The sequence below is a fragment of the Rugamonas fusca genome, from assembly GCF_014042365.1.
GTDB classification, from domain to species: Bacteria; Pseudomonadota; Gammaproteobacteria; order Burkholderiales; family Burkholderiaceae_D; genus Rugamonas; species Rugamonas fusca.
Genome location: NZ_JACEZS010000005.1, coordinates 183,839 through 200,768, shown reverse-complemented (window position 1 = coordinate 200,768; position 16,930 = coordinate 183,839). Strand labels below are relative to the sequence as shown.

General features: G+C 53.0%; 17 protein-coding genes and 1 other RNA gene. 14 read left to right on the top strand and 4 right to left on the bottom strand.

Going from position 1 to position 16,930, the window contains the following annotated elements; translation table 11 throughout:
• Window positions 1-194 precede the first annotated feature (194 nt).
• The 10 genes from ompA (at window position 195) to H3H36_RS08430 (ending at window position 9,462) form a co-directional block, all read left to right on the top strand.
• Entirely contained in the window at window positions 195-905 is a 711-nt protein-coding gene (gene ompA / locus H3H36_RS08475) for an outer membrane protein OmpA (RefSeq protein ID WP_182216208.1), read from the top strand.
• Window positions 906-1,018: 113 nt separating this feature from the next.
• Entirely contained in the window at window positions 1,019-1,714 is a 696-nt protein-coding gene (gene ubiG, locus H3H36_RS08470; RefSeq protein ID WP_182216206.1) for a bifunctional 2-polyprenyl-6-hydroxyphenol methylase/3-demethylubiquinol 3-O-methyltransferase UbiG, read from the top strand.
• Window positions 1,715-1,748: 34 nt separating this feature from the next.
• Entirely contained in the window at window positions 1,749-2,450 is a 702-nt protein-coding gene (locus tag H3H36_RS08465) for an HAD family hydrolase (RefSeq protein ID WP_182216204.1), read from the top strand.
• 209 nt (window positions 2,451-2,659) lie between these two features.
• Entirely contained in the window at window positions 2,660-3,670 is a 1,011-nt protein-coding gene (locus H3H36_RS08460) for a hypothetical protein (protein ID WP_229219814.1), read from the top strand.
• A 152-nt stretch (window positions 3,671-3,822) separates the two neighbouring features.
• On the top strand, window positions 3,823-4,857 hold the full coding sequence (locus H3H36_RS08455; protein WP_229219813.1) for a hypothetical protein: 1,035 nt from the start codon (window positions 3,823-3,825) through the stop codon (window positions 4,855-4,857).
• A 49-nt stretch (window positions 4,858-4,906) separates the two neighbouring features.
• Window positions 4,907-5,267: a transfer-messenger RNA gene (gene ssrA, locus H3H36_RS08450) on the top strand.
• A gap of 162 nt (window positions 5,268-5,429) precedes the next feature.
• Window positions 5,430-6,689: a tyrosine-type recombinase/integrase gene (locus H3H36_RS08445; RefSeq protein WP_182216202.1), complete on the top strand. Its 1,260-nt coding sequence runs from the start codon at window positions 5,430-5,432 to the stop codon at window positions 6,687-6,689.
• Between the two features lie 12 nt (window positions 6,690-6,701).
• The gene (locus tag H3H36_RS08440) at window positions 6,702-7,679 is read left to right on the top strand and encodes a hypothetical protein (protein ID WP_182216200.1); all 978 of its coding nucleotides are present in this window, start codon (window positions 6,702-6,704) and stop codon (window positions 7,677-7,679) included.
• Window positions 7,680-7,781: 102 nt separating this feature from the next.
• A complete protein-coding gene (locus H3H36_RS08435) occupies window positions 7,782-8,009 on the top strand; it encodes a helix-turn-helix transcriptional regulator (RefSeq protein WP_182216198.1) in 228 nt (75 codons plus the stop codon).
• A 10-nt stretch (window positions 8,010-8,019) separates the two neighbouring features.
• On the top strand, window positions 8,020-9,462 hold the full coding sequence (locus H3H36_RS08430) for a YfjI family protein (protein ID WP_182216196.1): 1,443 nt from the start codon (window positions 8,020-8,022) through the stop codon (window positions 9,460-9,462).
• 352 nt (window positions 9,463-9,814) lie between these two features.
• On the opposite strand, the gene H3H36_RS08425 is transcribed toward H3H36_RS08430, so the two are convergent.
• Window positions 9,815-10,705, bottom strand: coding sequence for a toxin-antitoxin system YwqK family antitoxin (locus H3H36_RS08425; protein WP_182216194.1), 891 nt, complete (start codon window positions 10,703-10,705; stop codon window positions 9,815-9,817).
• 163 nt (window positions 10,706-10,868) lie between these two features.
• Here H3H36_RS08425 and H3H36_RS08420 point away from each other — a divergent pair, with 163 nt between their 5' ends.
• Window positions 10,869-11,114 (top strand): helix-turn-helix domain-containing protein, encoded by a 246-nt coding sequence (locus tag H3H36_RS08420; RefSeq protein ID WP_182216192.1) that lies wholly within the window; start codon window positions 10,869-10,871, stop codon window positions 11,112-11,114.
• Window positions 11,115-11,166: 52 nt separating this feature from the next.
• Here the strand turns inward: H3H36_RS08420 and H3H36_RS27690 are convergent, their stop codons facing one another.
• The 3 genes from H3H36_RS27690 to H3H36_RS08405 all read right to left on the bottom strand — a co-directional run bounded on the left by H3H36_RS27690 (window position 11,167) and on the right by H3H36_RS08405 (window position 12,720).
• The gene (locus H3H36_RS27690) at window positions 11,167-11,400 is read right to left on the bottom strand and encodes a recombinase family protein (protein WP_182216309.1); all 234 of its coding nucleotides are present in this window, start codon (window positions 11,398-11,400) and stop codon (window positions 11,167-11,169) included.
• Between the two features lie 280 nt (window positions 11,401-11,680).
• Entirely contained in the window at window positions 11,681-12,049 is a 369-nt protein-coding gene (locus H3H36_RS08410) for a hypothetical protein (RefSeq protein ID WP_182216190.1), read from the bottom strand.
• 371 nt (window positions 12,050-12,420) lie between these two features.
• Entirely contained in the window at window positions 12,421-12,720 is a 300-nt protein-coding gene (locus H3H36_RS08405) for a hypothetical protein (RefSeq protein WP_182216188.1), read from the bottom strand.
• Between the two features lie 389 nt (window positions 12,721-13,109).
• On the opposite strand from H3H36_RS08405, the gene H3H36_RS08400 reads away from it, so the two are divergent.
• Genes H3H36_RS08400 through H3H36_RS08390 form a run of 3 tightly spaced genes read left to right on the top strand, consistent with a single transcriptional unit; the run spans window position 13,110 to window position 16,782 of the window.
• Complete coding sequence (locus H3H36_RS08400) at window positions 13,110-14,342, top strand: ABC-three component system protein (protein WP_182216185.1); 1,233 nt, start codon at window positions 13,110-13,112, stop codon at window positions 14,340-14,342.
• A complete protein-coding gene (locus H3H36_RS08395; protein ID WP_182216183.1) occupies window positions 14,339-14,836 on the top strand; it encodes a three component ABC system middle component in 498 nt (165 codons plus the stop codon). The genes H3H36_RS08400 and H3H36_RS08395 overlap by 4 nt, the downstream gene beginning before the upstream one ends.
• Window positions 14,833-16,782, top strand: coding sequence for a DUF3732 domain-containing protein (locus H3H36_RS08390; RefSeq protein ID WP_182216180.1), 1,950 nt, complete (start codon window positions 14,833-14,835; stop codon window positions 16,780-16,782). The genes H3H36_RS08395 and H3H36_RS08390 overlap by 4 nt, the downstream gene beginning before the upstream one ends.
• Window positions 16,783-16,930 lie beyond the last annotated feature (148 nt).

The following is a 16,930-nucleotide window of genomic DNA, read 5'->3' as shown; positions in this document are numbered from 1 at the left end:
TGGTCGGAATCGGAAAAGGTTTGAATTGCGCCAAAAAGCGTGCTGAAACCGGCTGTGGCAAAATGGACGAGAAGTCAATTGCTTGAATCGCAAGCGAAAAACAGGCGCGCGCGCCCCGCGTGGTAGAATTCGGGCCACGCATTAACTCATCGCGCAGTTTTTACGCGGAAATCACCCCCGAAAGGAAGAAAAATATGAAGAAACTTATGTCGATCCTGGCTGTGTCGGCCGCCTTTGCTGGCTCGGCGATCGCCCAGACCCCCACCACCCCACCTTTCGCGCCCGTGACCCAGGACATCCAGGCCGCTACGCCGAAGAGCGCCTATGTCCAGGACGCACGCGGTGTGATCGCCCGTGATCCTTTCGGCCTGTGCTGGCGTACCGGCTACTGGACCCCGGCTGACGCCGTGCCAGGTTGCGACCTGCCAATCTGCGTCGAGCCAGAGAAACTGGAAAACGGCAAGTGCGTGGCCCCACCGCCACCAGCACCTGTTGCGCCGGCACCGGCTCCAGCACCTGCTCCAGCCCCAGCACCCGCCCCTGTGCCGACCGCGCAGAAGGTGAGCTTCGCCGCTGACGCCTTCTTCGACTTCGACAAGGCCGTGCTGAAGCCAGAAGGCAAAGCCAAGCTGGACGACCTGACCTCCAAGCTGGGCGGCATCAACCTGGAAGTGATCATCGCCGTCGGCCACACCGACTCCGTGGGTACCGATGCCTACAACCAGAAGCTGTCGATCCGCCGCGCTGAAGCCGTCAAGGCCTACATCATCTCGAAAGGCGTGGAAGCGAACCGCGTCTACACCGAAGGTAAAGGCGAGAAGCAACCAGTGGCGGACAACAAGACCGCAGCCGGCCGCGCCAAGAACCGTCGCGTGGAAATCGAAGTGGTTGGCACCAGCAAGTAATTGCGCTGCCTGACGTCCGCGGCCTGCCGCGGACGCCCACCTGAACCCCGCCGCGGCGGGGTTTTTTTACGTCCATGCTGTAAAATCCCCGTATTGCTCCAACGAAGCTGCCCATGAACGCCGATCCTTTAGAACTGCAAAAATTCAGTGACCTGGCCCACCGCTGGTGGGACCCCACGTCCGAGTTCCGCCCCCTGCACGAAATCAATCCGCTGCGCCTGGAATGGATCAACGCGCGCGCCCCGCTGGCGGGCAAGCGCGTGATCGACATCGGCTGCGGCGGCGGCATCCTAGCCGAATCCATGGCCCGCAAGGGCGCCCACGTGACGGGTATCGACCTGTCGGAAAAGGCGCTCAAGGTGGCCGATCTGCACAGCCTGGAGTCGGGCGTGCAGGTGCGCTACAAGCTGATCGCGGCCGAGGACATGGCGGCCCAGGAAGCCGGCCAGTACGACGTGGTGACCTGCATGGAAATGCTGGAACACGTGCCCGATCCGGGCGCCATCGTGCGCGCGGCCGCCACCCTGGTCAAACCGGGCGGCCAGGTGTTCTTCTCCACCCTGAACCGCAACCCCAAGTCCTATTTGTTCGCCGTGATCGGCGCCGAATACCTGCTGCGCATGCTGCCCAAGGGTACCCATGACTACGCCAAGTTCATCACGCCGGCCGAACTGTCGCAGTACGTGCGCAGCGCCGGGCTGGACGTGCAGGGCTTGAAAGGCATGGGCTACAATCCGCTGAGCAAGATTTACTCGCTCAACGACGACACCAGCGTCAATTACCTGATGGCCACCAGCCGTTCCCTGTAACCGCCTTTTGTAACATCCTCCGTTCCCGTCCACCATGAGCCTGGCCCTACCCCGCAGCGCCCCGCGCGCCATCCTGTTCGACCTGGACGGCACGCTGGCCGACACCGCCCCCGACCTGGCCGCCGCCGTCAACCTGCTGCGCCACGAGCGCGGGCTGGCGCCGACCGCCTACGAACTGCTGCGTCCCACGGCCTCGGCCGGCGCGCGCGGCATGATAGGCGCCGCCTTCGGGCTGCAACCGCACGACGAAGGCTTCGCCGTGCTGCGGGAAGGCTTCTTCGACAATTATGAAGCCGCCATCGCCGTACACAGCACCTTGTTTCCCGGCGTGCGGGAACTGTTGGACGGCATCACCGAAGCCGGCCTCGCGTGGGGCATCGTCACCAACAAGCCGGCCCGTTTCACGGATCCGCTGGTGCCCCTGATCGGTCTGGGCCAGGCCGGCTGCGTCGTCTCGGGCGACACCACGCCGCACGCCAAGCCCCACCCCGCGCCGCTGCTGGAAGCGGCTTCCCGCCTGGGCCTGGCGCCGGAACAATGCTGGTACGTGGGCGACGACCTGCGCGACATCCAGGCCGGCCAGGCGGCCGCCATGCTGACCATCGCCTGCGGCTGGGGTTACTGCGGCGCCACCGAACCCCAAAGCTGGCCGGCCGACTACCTGCTCGACACGCCGCACGCCCTGTTGAATTTGCTGCAGCAAACGCTGGCCGCCGCCCCCGCCCTGGCCGCCTGAACGAAGACGCTTGCGCCAGCGCAAGCGCTTTTCGAGGCAGTGCTCCACAATGAAAGTATGCGAAGTTTCTTGTATAGACGAGCGAACTCCGTACAATCCAAAGTTGACTGACGGAATTATTTTTCCCTACAAGGCAACGCCCAACACCCGCGTCCGGCTGGAAAGAGAAGCAGTCACCCGAATTCTGTTTCCTTTCAGGAGCATGCATCATGCATCAGCCCGACCTGGTTGCCCCAGCCCCGCAGCCACCTGTCATGCCCGCCACCGGCCAGGTCGCCGGCAGCGGCCCCCAGCGCTGGCAAGTGCGCATCACGGATGGCAAATTCCACTGGTACGACCTGCTGGCCGGCTTCCCAGACAAGCCCGACTTCCGCGAACCGATCGGGCGCTACCTGCGGCGCATGCAGTTCGACCTGGAAGCGGCCAATGAACGGCCCCTGCTGTACTGCGTGGTGACGCGACCACGCATGCGCTACGACCCCTCGCGCGCCACCCAGTGGGGCTTTTTCTCCCTGAAACTGACGGTGCCATTGCTGTCCGGCGCCCACGCCACGCGCGACAGCGTGACGGTGGAACTGAAGCCGCCGTTCGGCGCCACCGTCAAGAAACCCAGCGTGATCCTGACAGAGAACTTCCTCAACCTGAACTGGGGCGGCGTGATCGAAGTGCTGTCCGTGCACGACCTGCTGATGCAATACGTCCATGACCGCAAGCTCGCCAGCCAGGTGCTCCACGTGGGCCAGACGCTGGACCCGGAAGGCCGCCTGGCCAAGGGCCGCCTGCCCGCCGTGCAGCGGCTGCGCCAGCAGCACAGCGAGCACAGCGACACACTGGTGCTGGTGCTGCAACCGGAAATCACGGCCAGCAGCCCGGATGGCGACCCGGCCGACCTGGCCGGGAACCAGATCCCGGACGTGGCCGCCGCGCTGGCCCGCATCCGCATGGACGTGCTGGAGGCGGCGCTGATCTGCTACTTCGAAGGCCCCACGCCGGCCGGCCGCTACGGCGAGGAAAAGGAACGCCGCCGCAACCGTCTGCAGGAAGTCCAGCAAGCCTGGGAACTCGATACGCTGGAAGTCGCGGTGGAACTGGAAGCAGGCGGCAGCTACCGCTACCTCGCTTCCGAGCACGTGGCCGTGGCCCGCCGCCACCTGTTCCGCTGCAAGCTGGCCGATGGCTGCGTCAGCGTCGCCAAACTGCCACAGCCCCCGACTGCCTGACGGGCGGTGACGGGCCGCCGCTGTGGCGGCGCGGCGACGGAAAATTACAATTTCGACACATTCCCACCGATTCTCACTTGCTTCATGGCAATGTGAAAAATGGCGTACTATACTGGGTCTAGTTTTTCCCCAGCCCAGGAGCACGCCGCACCATGACCAGCGATTATCCAGATCCCGAGCCGATCGAGGATATTCCCGAACCGTACGAAGACTTGCTGCCCAACGTACCGCAGCGCACGGTGGCCGTACAAAACTGGAACGTCACCGTGTCGGACGCCAAGTTCCACTGGTACGACCTGGTGGCCGGCTTCCCGGCCGTGCCGGACATCCGCGACCCGGTGGGCCGCTACCTGCGCCGCATGCAGTTCGACCTGGAAGCGACGATGGAAAAGCGGCTGCTGTACCTGGTGGTGAGCCGGCCGCTGGTGCGCTTCGACACCAACCGCAGCCCCAGCTGGGGTTTCTTCTCGCTCAAGCTGACCGTGCCGCTGCTGGTGGGCGCCGAGCAAAAGCGCGACAGCGTCACGCTGGAACTGGAAGTGCCGTTCGCCGCCACCATGAAAAAGCCGGTGGTGACGGTGCAGGACCGTTTCCTGATCCTCAACTGGGGTGGCCTGGTGGAAGCCATGTCCATCCACGACGTGCTGCAACACCATGACCACGGCCTCAAATACGTGAGCCGCGTGCATTACGTGGGCCAGACCAAGGACACCTCGGGCCGGCTGGCCAAGGGACGCTTGACGGCGCTGCAAAAGATCCAGCAGAACAACAGCGAGCACAGCGACACCCTGCTGCTGGTGCAGCGCCTCAATTTCGAGATCGATTCGGCGCAAGGCGACCCCGCGCTGCTGCCGGCCAACCAGAACGCCGTGGCGGCCGACATCCTGCTGAAAGACAGGATGGACCTGGTCGAATGCGCCGTGATCAAGTATTTCGAAGGCGACGTGATGCGCGGGCGCAAGGACCACGAACTGGCCGTGCGGCGCGCCCGCATGGTGGAAGTGCAGGCCGCCAACAATGTGAACGACGTCAACATCGACCTGACCTCGCCGGAGTCCGAGGGCGACCGCTATTACGACCTGATGTCGGACTACGTGCCCGTGTCGCGCAGCCACCGCATGCGTTGTCATCTCATCAATGGCGAGATCGCCTTGACCATCCTGCCGCCCGAGCGCAAAGGGTCATGATGAAGGTTCGTGCGGCGCGCTGGAAATTGCGTTAGAATGGAGTTTCTGTGGGGACGACCTGGTTTCGACGTGGGTTGCAAAGCAGCGCAGGGCATACCGAGGGCTGGTTACCTCGTAAATACACCCAGAAAAAACTTAACTGCAAACGATAACTCGTACGCACTGGCAGCCTAAGGGCTGTTAGCTCCTAAACGCTTCTTCCCTGGGGCGGACCGTTAAAAGTCATGGAGTCATTTACAGGGAATCGTGTCTTGCCGGGTCACTTGGCAAAACACTAAATAATAGGTGACTCGCCTGTCCGTAGCGTGCGCGTCCGCGCCGTACAGGTTAAATTAATTGGCAGCGCTAAGTATGTAGAACTGTCTGTAGAGTGCTTGCGGACGCGGGTTCGATTCCCGCCGTCTCCACCACCGAACATTGCAATACCTTCCAACGCCGTCCAAGTGACGGCGTTTTTCTTTGTCTCTCCCTCTGAGAGGCACTCCTAGCCAGTCTTGCCAAATCCAATGCCATCCAATAATAATGGGGGTATCGACGGGGGTATCGTCACAAAGTGAACCAGGAGAAAAAACATGGCTGGGGGTATCGGAGGCGGCAAGCTTACAGATAAGGCGGTTAAAGCCTTTGCTGCCAAGGCAGAACGCGGCAAAAAGCTGGCCGACGGCGGCGGCTTGCACCTCTTCGTTACCCCTGCTGGGGGTATTACGTGGCGCATCAAGTACCGGCTGGACGGCAAGGAAAAGCTCTATTCGGTCGGCCCATACCCCCTGGTCCCATTGGCCGCCGCCCGCGTCGAACTAGGCGAAGTCAAATCGCTGCTACTTGAAGGCAAAGATCCCGTTACCCATCGCCGAGTAAACCGGGCCGCGCACGCCGCCAGCACCGACAACACATTCCAGGCCGTCGCTGAAGAATGGCTAACCATGAAGAAAAAGGAATGGAGCGCCGGACATCACACCAAGTCTTCACGCGCATTCGAGCGTGACATTTACCCTTCCCTCGGCAAGCTTCCCATCGCCAGCATTACGCCAGCGATGGTAGCCACCACCATTCAAGACGTTCACAAACGGGATGTCCTTGAAACCGCTTCCCGCATCCTTCAACACCTCAACGGCGTCTTCCGCTACTCCCAAGCCAAAGGCTTATGCCGCGACAATCCGGCGGCACCAGCGCGGGAAGTCCTACCGCGCAAGAAAGACAGCGGGCGTATGCCAGCCCTGCTGGATTACGTGGCGCTGGGCGATGTACTGCGCCGCGCACAGCTTGCCCGCCTGTCCCCCGCAGTCCATTTGGCGCATCGCCTCTGTGCATTTACCGCGTCCCGAATCGGCAATGTCGTCAACGCTGAGTGGAGCGAGTTCAAGCTTGAGGGCGATCAACCGGTATGGACGATCCCACGGGCAAAAATGAAAGTCACTAATCGCGACATCGACCACCGAATCCCTCTCTGTGCAGAAATCGCAGGAGAGCTACGGGATTGGCAAGCAATGATCGGCAGAAAAGGATATGTCTTTCCCTCTCCAGCAGGGGGAAAGCATATTGGCAGAGAGTCAATAGAAAAGGTCTACCGGGTCACACTCAATCTTGCGGGAAAGCATTCTCCGCACGGCTGGCGCAGCGCCTTATCCACCCTTGCACGTGATCACGGCTTCGAACGTGACGTCGTTGAGCTGGCGCTGGATCACGCCCACGACGACGAAGTGGCGCGCGCCTATGACAGAGGAGAACGCTTCTCCCAGCGCATTGAACTGTTTAACTGGTGGGGAAGCCAGCTCGCCAAGGCCCAAGCTGGCGGGAAGATTCTCCCTCTGAACAAAACCGCAACTGCATAAGCAAGAGTGCACATGAAGAAAAACATGCAGCAACCAGCCCCATCACTTGGGCAGACGATTCCTCACCCGCTGGGGACTGACCTAATTTCAATCAATACTAAATATTACAAAATAGGAAAAGCGGCGGAAATCCTAAAATGCTCCGCAGATGACATCGTACATTTGGGATCTCTTGGAAAAATGGAGATAATGGCACCAGTTTTATCAGGTTCCATGTTTGAGTGGCCTATAGGCTCAGCTGGAATTCCCTTCCCCGAACTTGAAAAGCCATTTAGCTTCAAATTCACTGTGGCCGACCGCGTAATCTTATCTAAGTTTGATTTAGCAAGCATAGAAGCCACTGGAGAGGCGACTCCAAACTATTTCTTTCTTCCGAGCAAAGCAAGATCAGCAATAGCAGATTTTGAAGCGTTTTCGTTAGATGAAATGGAACCGTTTGAATTAGAAATAAAGAATGAAAAAGGTGAAAAAGTTGGATCAACGACCATCCTAAAGCAGGTCGATGAACCAACACTAACCGAGAACCAGATTGCACTTAGAGAGCTATCCTATCACTCTCCTTGGCATAAAGCTCAACCGAACATCAACGAAAAAACTGAAACCAATACCATTGGAGATCAGGCCATAACGATTGACAATCTTTTTGTTTCAAAAGAGGAAATCATAAGAATTATTAACGGCACCCCGCAAGGAGATGACGCCAAAAAGATAAACTCGCAAGACGACGAAGTAAGTTACCATGAAAATATCAACTATCAAAATCGGCACTCATCAAAGCGCGAGCCAATTTTGATAGCAGCAATATATTGCCTAACTCAGAAGCTTGGGCGAAATATAAGTGCAGCAAAACTGACTCAAGAAGTGGAGTTAGTCGCACCTCGATTTTATCCAGAGACTGGTTCGTTTCCACTAACCACAAAGACAATAGAAGGACATTTGAGTGCGGCTATCGCTGGTAGGCCCACTACTACAAAAAAATTCCCCGAGTAAACTTACTCAGGCCCTATCTAAATTTAGTCTGGGAAAACACCGAGTCCAACCGAATAGAATTCAGGCCATTCCGGTACTTCCCGGCACTAAATGGAGAATGAAATGGCCGAACTCACCCAACCAGCTCAAATCTTGAGGATGAAGCAACTTGTTGCTCGTCTTTCAATCTCGAAATCATCCATCTATGATCGTCTGAATCCGCGATCCCCAAGGCACGATTCAGCATTCCCAAAGCCGATCAAAATCGGCAGCGCCACTGCATTCTTGGCCCACGAAGTTGATGAGTACATAAGTTTTAAAACTCAAAATAGCCGCTCTGCGCATAAGTGAGGGATTCGCTATGAAGAATTTCCAGATTAGGCGATTTCCAATCGAACACATTCCTGAATCGATTAAGAATCCGATACTAGAGACTTATGCCAACATACAGGCACCGATACCATTAGTTTTCGCATCGGCACTTGGCGCAATATCATTAGCGTGCCAACGTTCGATCAATGTTCAGCGTCCAAACGGGCTTATATCTCCATGCTCGCTGTACTTACTCACCATCGCCGAGTCTGGCGAGAGAAAGTCAACCGTTGACAAGATATTCAGGAAGCCCATCACAGAGTTTGAGCGGAAACGAACTGCAATTTTCTCAAGCCAAATTATTCATTACGAAGCAATGCTTAGTGCGTGGAATGTAGAGAAAAAGGCAATTCTATCTTCGATAAAGAAATGCACCATAAAAGGCGAGTCATGTGATCAGCTAAAGGAGCAACTGATCGAGCACAATCTACTGGCTCCTGAAAGACCGAAGAGCTGGAAAATGATCTATACGGATGCAACACCTGAAGCAATTAAACGTGGCTTATTCGAAAGCAATGGTAGCGCGGGCATTATTTCTGATGAAGCAGGTGATATTCTGTTTGGGCGAGCTTTGACAGATTTATCAGCAATAAATTCTTTATGGAGCGGAGATGCGTACCAAGTGGATCGAGTAGGCTCAAGCAGTTACTCCGTAAGTGATCCTAGACTTACATTATCGCTGATGATTCAACCTAATCCATTGCGAAACTACCTCGGTAAGTCTGATACCATCGCCAGAAGTATCGGATTTCTTGCACGTTTTCTGGTGGCGTTTCCGCAATCGACGCAAGGAGAGCGATTTATTGAAGACCGTACTCACTCGTGGACATGTGTTTCAGAATTCCATGATCGCCTAGAGTCAATACTGGAGCAAAGCGTAAGCAATGAATGCCCTCAAACACTCCGCTTCTGCCATGCCGCGAAGGAACGATGGATTGAGGTTCAAAACGAAGTGGAACTTGATTTAGGGAAAGGACGTTTTCTTTCAGATATTAAAGATTTCGCTTCCAAGCTATCGGAAAACATCGCAAGACTAGCAGCAATTTTTCACACCTTCGAAGAAAAATCAGGGCCAATCTCATTGGAAACACTGAATCAAGCTGTGGAAATAGGAGTGTGGTATGCTTTTGAATTCAAAAGACTATTTTCAGATGAAGGGAGAAATTTCTTAAATGACGATCACTCAACTAAGCTGGAGAACTGGCTATTTGACTTGTCAATAAAAACCTCATCCCTTCACATACAAAAAAATTACATAAGGCAATATGCCCCTTACAGCCTAAGAAACAAACGAATACTCGACTCCGCATTGAATGATCTAGTTCAAGATGGAAAAGTTTGCATTAATACCTTTGGCAAAATGTCTTACGTTTACTTAAACAAAGCTCACTTTGCAAATTCGATCGAGGATTGGCCCGATAGAGGTTTTTGATCCCCCCCTTAAAATCAAGCTATTGCTGCTATTCCTGCTACCGATAGCAGGAATAGCAGCCTCCTCTTGCTTTACAAAGTAAAAAAATCTTGTTTGCACCCCTATGGTATGTCAGTGGGAGGGGTCCGCACTGGCCACCCGGTTCTAAGAATTGGCTAGCCGCAGGCCAGTATGCTGTTTATTTAAGAGAGGTATGAAATACCTCTCTCTGATCAAGCAGTTAAGCTCTGCTTCAAAGAGCACTTGAGAGCATTGCAGAGGAAAGTAATGAGGAGACTAGCCAGGCAAGAAAGCCTGGCTATATGCCCGCTAAATCATTGCAGTCAGCATAATGAAACCAGAAAGATGCCAATCAAGGCATCTTTCCTTGTTTACACCAACTTGTCCATTCATCAATTTGCTCAGTACTAATCATCGCATCCTGGCCGACTTGTTGACGATGCTTATTCATCCAAAGATCAACGCATGCTTCATTGCTTGCAACCTTAGGGGCAGAGTTTTCAACTGCAACTTCAGCCTTCCCTGATACCCAATTAGTTTTTTCAATAATAGCTCCATCAGGAGAGTACTTCGTTACAACTCCATCGTAAGCTCCAGACTTCAACGTTCCGCTAAAAATTAGTTTTCCAGTGGATTCATCAAATTGCTCCTCAAGTCCGGTAGCAAGACCTCCCTCCCACCCCACATGGTGAATAAGCTTAGAAGTACCGTAACTGTATATCTTCGACTCCCCATCCAGTTCGCCATTTCTAAAATTGGCCTCTGCAATAACATTCCCTTTACGCTTTAAATCGTATACAACAACCGCACCTTCCATGACATTTTTTGAAAAATGCAGCTTAAAGAGTGGTTCGGGACTTTGCAAAACTTTGCAATTGGCCTCACCATCGAGAAAGCCATCCGAAACTTCGGCATCGCAGACTATTTTTCCGAAATCATTTCCTGATATAGCAGTGAGCGCGTTCATTCCTATCGCGCTTGAGAGCGTCTTATCTTTGGAAACATTACTCATCAATCTAGTTAGCTTTTCAATCTTTGCCACGGGCATCTTATTTAAAGGGAGGTTTGTTATCTTCCCTGAAAAACCTTCATTTCCTCCAGACTCATAAATCTTGTTATTGGAAATTTCTGCGTTTCGGAAATCCAATGTTTTATTGCAGCCAGTCATAAAAAGCGCAGTTATAGAATACACAACCACATGAGTTATCCTAGTGAAAGAGGCCACTATTTTTGTTCCTTTCATTTATTTCAAGCAAGTACTGGCAAGCTGGGATTCTTGCCAAGGAGAAGTGAGGAGCTGGGACAACAGCCACACCCAAAGTTAGCAGGGTCAATGCGGCAGCAATACCGCAAAATGGGTCGTAAATGCCGTGGCTATAAAAGCATCATAGCCCGACTATTTGCCTATGGCAAGAGTATCGGCAAAGGTAGATAAGGATGAGGACTTGGTGCGCTTTGGCGCATCTGTCAGAGCGCGCCGTCAAGCGCTTGGACTCTCCCAGGAGGCTCTCGCCGACCTCGCAGGAATAGACCGATCCCATATGGGGAAGTTAGAGCGCGGAGAGCGAAATCTTTCGTTCTTGAATATCCTACGAATTGCAAACGCTGTACATTGCAAACCATCCGATCTATTCGTCGATGCAGACCTGTAGGTCCGCATGCGACTAGCAGCCACCACATCAAGCGCATGAGCGTGGATAAATCTCAATCTGGCGCACGAGTATTTGCCTCCTTGAGTATCCGGTAAACGGATGCAATGCCAATAGAACAAGCATCAGCTATTTCTTGCTTAGTTAGCCCCTTCGCGTCCAGTGCATGCACCCTGGCGCTCTTGGCCCTGGCCGTGGGTGCACGCCCGAGGTAAGCCCCGCGCTCTTTCGCAGCAGCGATTCCCACCCGCTGCCGCTCAAGCATGTTCTCCCGCTCAAACTGCGCGATGGACGCAAATAGGTTGAATGTAAGCCTACCTCCTTATCCGGTGAAAAGTAGACTGGCGTTTCATGGATAGTCCAGTTCAGCCCTGCTTCTTCTGCCCAAACCTCAATGGGCTGGTGGCTGCTAAGTTGTGCACCTAAGCCATGCCAAGGCTTGGCACCGACATATGCCATAGTTTCGATCATGTGCGACATGTTTTCCCCTCTTCCTTGCTGCGCATTGCAGCGTCAATCAGCACTAGGCGGCGTCCAGCGCCGCCGATTTTCAGCACGCAGTTGCCTGACTAACTACTGAATTCATGGCCGCATGTAATGCACTGCTGATTGTCGAGGAGCTTTTCATCAAAAACCTCCCCTACTTTGGCCCCTGCCACACATCCGGTTGATGCACCAAAAATACCGCCCAGGATTGCGCCTGCAAGACCACCAAGTGCAGCACCAGCTGGACCGGCAATGGCACCAACGACGGCACCGGTTTCGGCACCAGCAATAGCTCCGGAAACACCTGCTGCCGCGCCACCCACCGTGCCAATAGCAGCCCCAGTACGACGCCCTACGTTCTGGCGACGAACATGGTTCGACTGGCATTTAGGGCACCTTACGGCTAGGTCATTAGGAGTCTGGTGACTAGTTGAAATCTGATAATGGTTCATGTCGTTCCCTATTGATTAAAAAGAAAAAAGAGGCCAGGTTTCCCTGGCCTCAACACTGTGATATGTGGTCAAAATTCTTTTCAATCCAATAGATGCGGAGTAGGTTCCTTCATTTCAATCAATCGAATTTCCCTTGTTCAACATTTCAAATAAACAATTGAAAAATTACTAACCAGAGGGGAGGTGTTTGCCAAAAGCAAAACGGCAACTACCAAGGGTAATTGCCGCTTCAAGATGTAAAGTTAAAGTGCTGATCACCACTGACCAGTAGTCGGAAATGTCAGATACAACAGGCTACTAAGCGCGACCTAACTGCGGCTAACGCTTTTATCAACATTCGCTGATACAGCACAAAAAGAACTGCGTGGAGTTCACTCCTCCTCTTCCTTCTTTTTTTGCTTCTCGTAAATGTCATTTCCGATGGCTTCCGCCTGCGCCTCCTTACCTTCCGGCACTTGAGGGGATTGCGCCTCGGCCAGCGTTGCCTTAACACCCGTAACATCATCAGATGCTTCGCGCTGAGCCTCAAAAATCGCTTCAGCTTTCATCCAAGCGTCTTGCCGGGAATAATCCCCTTGGACGACAAGACGTCCAGCATACGTGCTTATAACGCGCGCGCGCGCATCCTTGAATTCTTCCTCCCCAGCAGCAAGGTGTGCATCTTTTGACATAGTTCTCTCCGTATCTCGATGGACTTCTACCCACAGCACTCCACCTCCGAACCGTCAAATGTACAAGTATCCGTCTAGTCTTATCGGGTTACTGGACTTCTTTTTGGTTGCGAAAGCTCAAATGCACACGGCAGGGGCCATCCCCTGCTCGGCCCGCATGTTGGGGCACAGCAAGACGATTCAAGGCAACGCGATCAATTAAATGCTCTGAAGATCGGGGAACGCAACAACGAAGTGCAACAATCTGTGAGTTTTGTCTAGCAACAGATAGTGTAAAGTGCACCAGGGAAATATTTATTATCACTCATTGCAAAAAGTTCATGCCAGGCAATGCTATTAAAGCAATATTAGTGCTTTAAGAACAATGCAGGTAAAGAATGGAGGTTCAGATGCCAGCAGCCGGAGCTAGTCCATTCGCAGCAGTGAATCCTGCACTTGGGTACTTATACCAAGTACGCGCCGCGTTACTTTGGTCTCTAGAAAGGGTTCGCCTTGATGAATCCTTTCAAGTTTCCATTGAGGTACTCGACGATGTTGCATTCGAATCCGATGTAGGCGATCCGGGCACATTCTTACAAACAAAACACCATGCCAATGGCACTGCAGCACTGACGGATAGTTGCACTGATCTTTGGAAAACGTTACGGGTCTGGATTGAAAGCAGCGCCACCAACCACATCGCTTCGTCTGCCACTCTACAGCTTGTAACCACTGGCATCGCTCCAGCCAACTCGGCGGCAAACAAGCTGAAATTAGCTGGCCGAGATCCGCTTGGAGCTAGGGCATTGCTGGATGTCATTGCCCGCACGTCTACGAACGCGGCAAACGCTTCTGCATATCAAGCATATGAGTCATTGAATCCATTACAACGACTGAAGTTACTGGAAAGAATCTATGTAATAGATTCAGCTCCAACCATCGCAAATCTCGATCAAGAACTACGGACGGCAGTCTTTTGGGCTGTTGAGCGAGCACATCAAACCTCATTCTTGGACCGTCTTGAAGGTTGGTGGCTTCGCCGAGTCATTACCCAGCTAACGTCATCATCGGACGCCCGCATCGCTTCGGTGGAGATCGAGGCAAAGATGTGCGATTTGCGTGACCAATTTCGTCAAGACTCATTACCTATCGATGATGATTTACTCGATTTCGTGCTTGATGAAGCTACGACTGCTACGCATCAGCACCATCCATTTGTTAGACAAATGGCGATCATCGACGCTGGTCGGCGGAGGGTTGCAAGCGCCATTCGCGATTTTTATAGGGCCTATGAACAGCGCTCTAGATGGGTCCGCGAGGATCTTGTTGTTGCGCTTGATATCAGCCGTTACGAAAAGCGACTCACTGAAGAATGGGAGACCGTATTTGATGCGGTATGCGATGAAGTCGGTGAAGCTGCCACCGACGCAGCAAAGAAAGTCGCGGCAAGGTCTGTTCTACAGTGGGCTGAGCGAGCTTCCATTCCCATTCGACCTGGCGTTACCGAGCCTTTTCTTTGTCGAGGCTCGCTGCACATGATTTCCGACGAAAAACGTATCGGATGGCATCCGGATTTCATGACAATCCTTGGATCTGTTCTTGATGGCGCTAGTAAAGCAAATGAAACAGGGGGAAGTGAATGACGATGTGGGCTAATCGTTCAATTGAAGAAAGAGCACTCCTGAATCCTGCTTTTTGTGCATCTTTGATTTGGCATTTTGCCGCTACTGGAGAAGTCGCGGGAAATCGCCCCTTAACCCTTGCTGAAGCGTTTCTCGTACTTCCGATCATACTGCCAAAATATTCCCGTGAAGCGTTACCACGCACTTATCGTACATCTCTCGCCACTTGGATTGATGAAAATCCTTCCTTTCAAGCAACGTTGGCAGTCCGTGCCCGTGCGATGGTGCCATACACGAAAGAGGCATTGATCTTCGGTGGAACACGTCAATTTATCCAGGTCTCAATCGAGGCAGTATCAGCAAATGCAAATTGGAAACGACAGACAGGTCGAGCCTCGCGTCAGTCATCGCCGGAGACGCAAGCCTGTTTAAAAAAAGCAGCTTTTTTGGGGAATTGGTTTCTTGAAACAGGTGCATCCAATACCGTATTGGCACTTCTGGGAGTTCGGCCTTGACAATAAAAATATTAGAAATAGTTATCTACAGCCACGACGGCAGGAAGCGGGTACTTCCGCTTAATGCTGATGGTGTTAGCGTCATAACCGGCGCATCTAAGACGGGCAAGTCAGCACTGATTGACATAGTTGACTATTGCTTTGGCGCAAATGAGTGTAGGGTTCCTGATGGACCGATTCGCTATTCTGTTTCCTGGTTCGGGTTGCGGTTAAGACTAGAGTCTGGTGAAGCATTTATTGGCAGAAAATGTCCTGCTGTTCGATTTAAGTCAAGTGAAGATTGTTTTGTCTCGATTGGCAATATCGTGGAGTCGCCAGACGCTAGCGCCCTTCGGCAAACTACCAATACTCGCGGGCTATTGTCCCTGCTATCCGGATGGACAGGAATTTCAGAAAATCTCTTTGAGCCACCCGAAGGGCAAACCCGGCTACCGCTTTCCGCGAACGTGCGGCATGCGCTCGCCTTCTGCTTTCAGCCACAAGACGAAATCATCCGTAAGCACCAGCTATTCCATGGCACGGATGATAATTTTTATGCTCAAGCCATTAAGGATACGCTCCCCTATTTCTTGGGGGCCGTTGACGATGACTATGTTCGAAAGTGCCAAGAACTCAAGCGCCTAAGAGACCAACTACGCGCTGTAATGCGCCAGCTTTCTGAGCTGAATTCAATTCAAGGTGATGGTGTAGGAAAAGCTTTCGCATTGCTTGCTCAAGCAAGGGATACTGGACTTTCTGCCACGATCACCGATAGCTGGGAGGAGACAATTGCGGCTTTAAAACTGGCGCTCCTGGTTGACCTTGGCCAACCAGATGAACTATCTAAAAATAGCGAGTACCGACGGCTAAGCGATGTCCGAAGCGTACTGCTAGAGGAACAGCGTCGGACAAAAGACGAAATGGATGCATTGCTTACCTATGAGCGCGATGCGCATGGGTATTCGCGAGAGGCACGTGAGCAACAAAGTCGCCTCACCTCAATTGGCATATTCGACGACACCGCCCCAGCACACGCCTGCCCACTCTGTGACCAAGCACTTCCCCAGGACGATCAACAACCGGAGCTTGTAAATCTTCGCAATGAACTAGCTAGCGTTGCATCTCGCCTTGAAACGGTTGTCCAGAACTCACCGCGCATCGAACGAGCTATTAATGAAGTTACTACTCGTTTAAACCGGACTCGTTCGGCCTTAATCTCAAACCGGCAGCAGCTTGAAGCTGTTCGGACTGCAAATGAGCCATTGCGGCTGGCGAATGACGAAATCGCCCGCCGCGCCCTCGTACAAGGACGAATTAGCCTTTACCTCGAAAGTGTTCCGGACTTGCCAGACACAAGCGCTCTGCAAAGGCAGGCTGAAGAGTTGCGCACTGCATATGCCAGCTTGGAGGGCGAATTAAGTGACGATGTTGTTACTGAACGCATGACCTCTATTGGTTCCATACTAAGCCAACAAATGACAGATGGGGCAAGAAGTCTAATGCTAGAGCATTCAGCATCGCCGTTAAGGTTAGATGCAAAGCGACTGACTCTAGTTGCGGATACTGCGAATGGGCCAGTTCCTATGAGTCGAACAGGGAGCGGCGAGAGCTGGGTTGGATATCACCTGATAGCCCACTTAACGCTGCATAACTGGTTCGCACAACGCGAACGTCCAGTTCCAAGGTTTCTCTTCCTTGATCAACCCTCTCAGGTTTATTTCCCACCTGAAAAAGAAATTGCTGCTGAAATGTCAGTTGATGATCTTTCTGAAGATGATCGCAGCGCGGTAAAACGTATGTTCAAGTACGTATTTGATGCGACGAACTCTATTTCGTCCAATGTGCAAGTTATCGTAATCGAGCATGCTGACATTGATGAGGAATGGTTCCAATCCGCAGTCAAAGAGCGTTGGCGTCGTGGACTAAAGTTAGTCCCCGTTGACTGGCCACGTTTAGGCAGTGTTTAAATTACCTGAAGCGCGGACAAAAGGGAATAAGCAGTTCCAAGATCTGCATACGCTATCGTAGCAACCTGCCCTTTTATGCTGGAGGAAGATCTTGTTTTTTAAAGAGCGCCCCTTCTTGTCCACTAACTTCTAAAAATATACAAAGGAA

What these genes read in the sequence shown, in the direction of transcription:
- ompA (WP_182216208.1), top strand. Translation starts at nt 195, where the DNA reads ATGAAGAAACTTATGTCGATCCTGGCTGTGTCGGCCGCCTTTGCTGGC.
- ubiG (WP_182216206.1), top strand. Translation starts at nt 1,019, where the DNA reads ATGAACGCCGATCCTTTAGAACTGCAAAAATTCAGTGACCTGGCCCAC.
- H3H36_RS08465 (WP_182216204.1), top strand. Translation starts at nt 1,749, where the DNA reads ATGAGCCTGGCCCTACCCCGCAGCGCCCCGCGCGCCATCCTGTTCGAC.
- H3H36_RS08460 (WP_229219814.1), top strand. Translation starts at nt 2,660, where the DNA reads ATGCATCAGCCCGACCTGGTTGCCCCAGCCCCGCAGCCACCTGTCATG.
- H3H36_RS08455 (WP_229219813.1), top strand. Translation starts at nt 3,823, where the DNA reads ATGACCAGCGATTATCCAGATCCCGAGCCGATCGAGGATATTCCCGAA.
- H3H36_RS08445 (WP_182216202.1), top strand. Translation starts at nt 5,430, where the DNA reads ATGGCTGGGGGTATCGGAGGCGGCAAGCTTACAGATAAGGCGGTTAAA.
- H3H36_RS08440 (WP_182216200.1), top strand. Translation starts at nt 6,702, where the DNA reads ATGAAGAAAAACATGCAGCAACCAGCCCCATCACTTGGGCAGACGATT.
- H3H36_RS08435 (WP_182216198.1), top strand. Translation starts at nt 7,782, where the DNA reads ATGGCCGAACTCACCCAACCAGCTCAAATCTTGAGGATGAAGCAACTT.
- H3H36_RS08430 (WP_182216196.1), top strand. Translation starts at nt 8,020, where the DNA reads ATGAAGAATTTCCAGATTAGGCGATTTCCAATCGAACACATTCCTGAA.
- H3H36_RS08425 (WP_182216194.1), bottom strand. Translation starts at nt 10,705, where the DNA reads ATGAAAGGAACAAAAATAGTGGCCTCTTTCACTAGGATAACTCATGTG.
- H3H36_RS08420 (WP_182216192.1), top strand. Translation starts at nt 10,869, where the DNA reads ATGGCAAGAGTATCGGCAAAGGTAGATAAGGATGAGGACTTGGTGCGC.
- H3H36_RS08410 (WP_182216190.1), bottom strand. Translation starts at nt 12,049, where the DNA reads ATGAACCATTATCAGATTTCAACTAGTCACCAGACTCCTAATGACCTA.
- H3H36_RS08405 (WP_182216188.1), bottom strand. Translation starts at nt 12,720, where the DNA reads ATGTCAAAAGATGCACACCTTGCTGCTGGGGAGGAAGAATTCAAGGAT.
- H3H36_RS08400 (WP_182216185.1), top strand. Translation starts at nt 13,110, where the DNA reads ATGCCAGCAGCCGGAGCTAGTCCATTCGCAGCAGTGAATCCTGCACTT.
- H3H36_RS08395 (WP_182216183.1), top strand. Translation starts at nt 14,339, where the DNA reads ATGACGATGTGGGCTAATCGTTCAATTGAAGAAAGAGCACTCCTGAAT.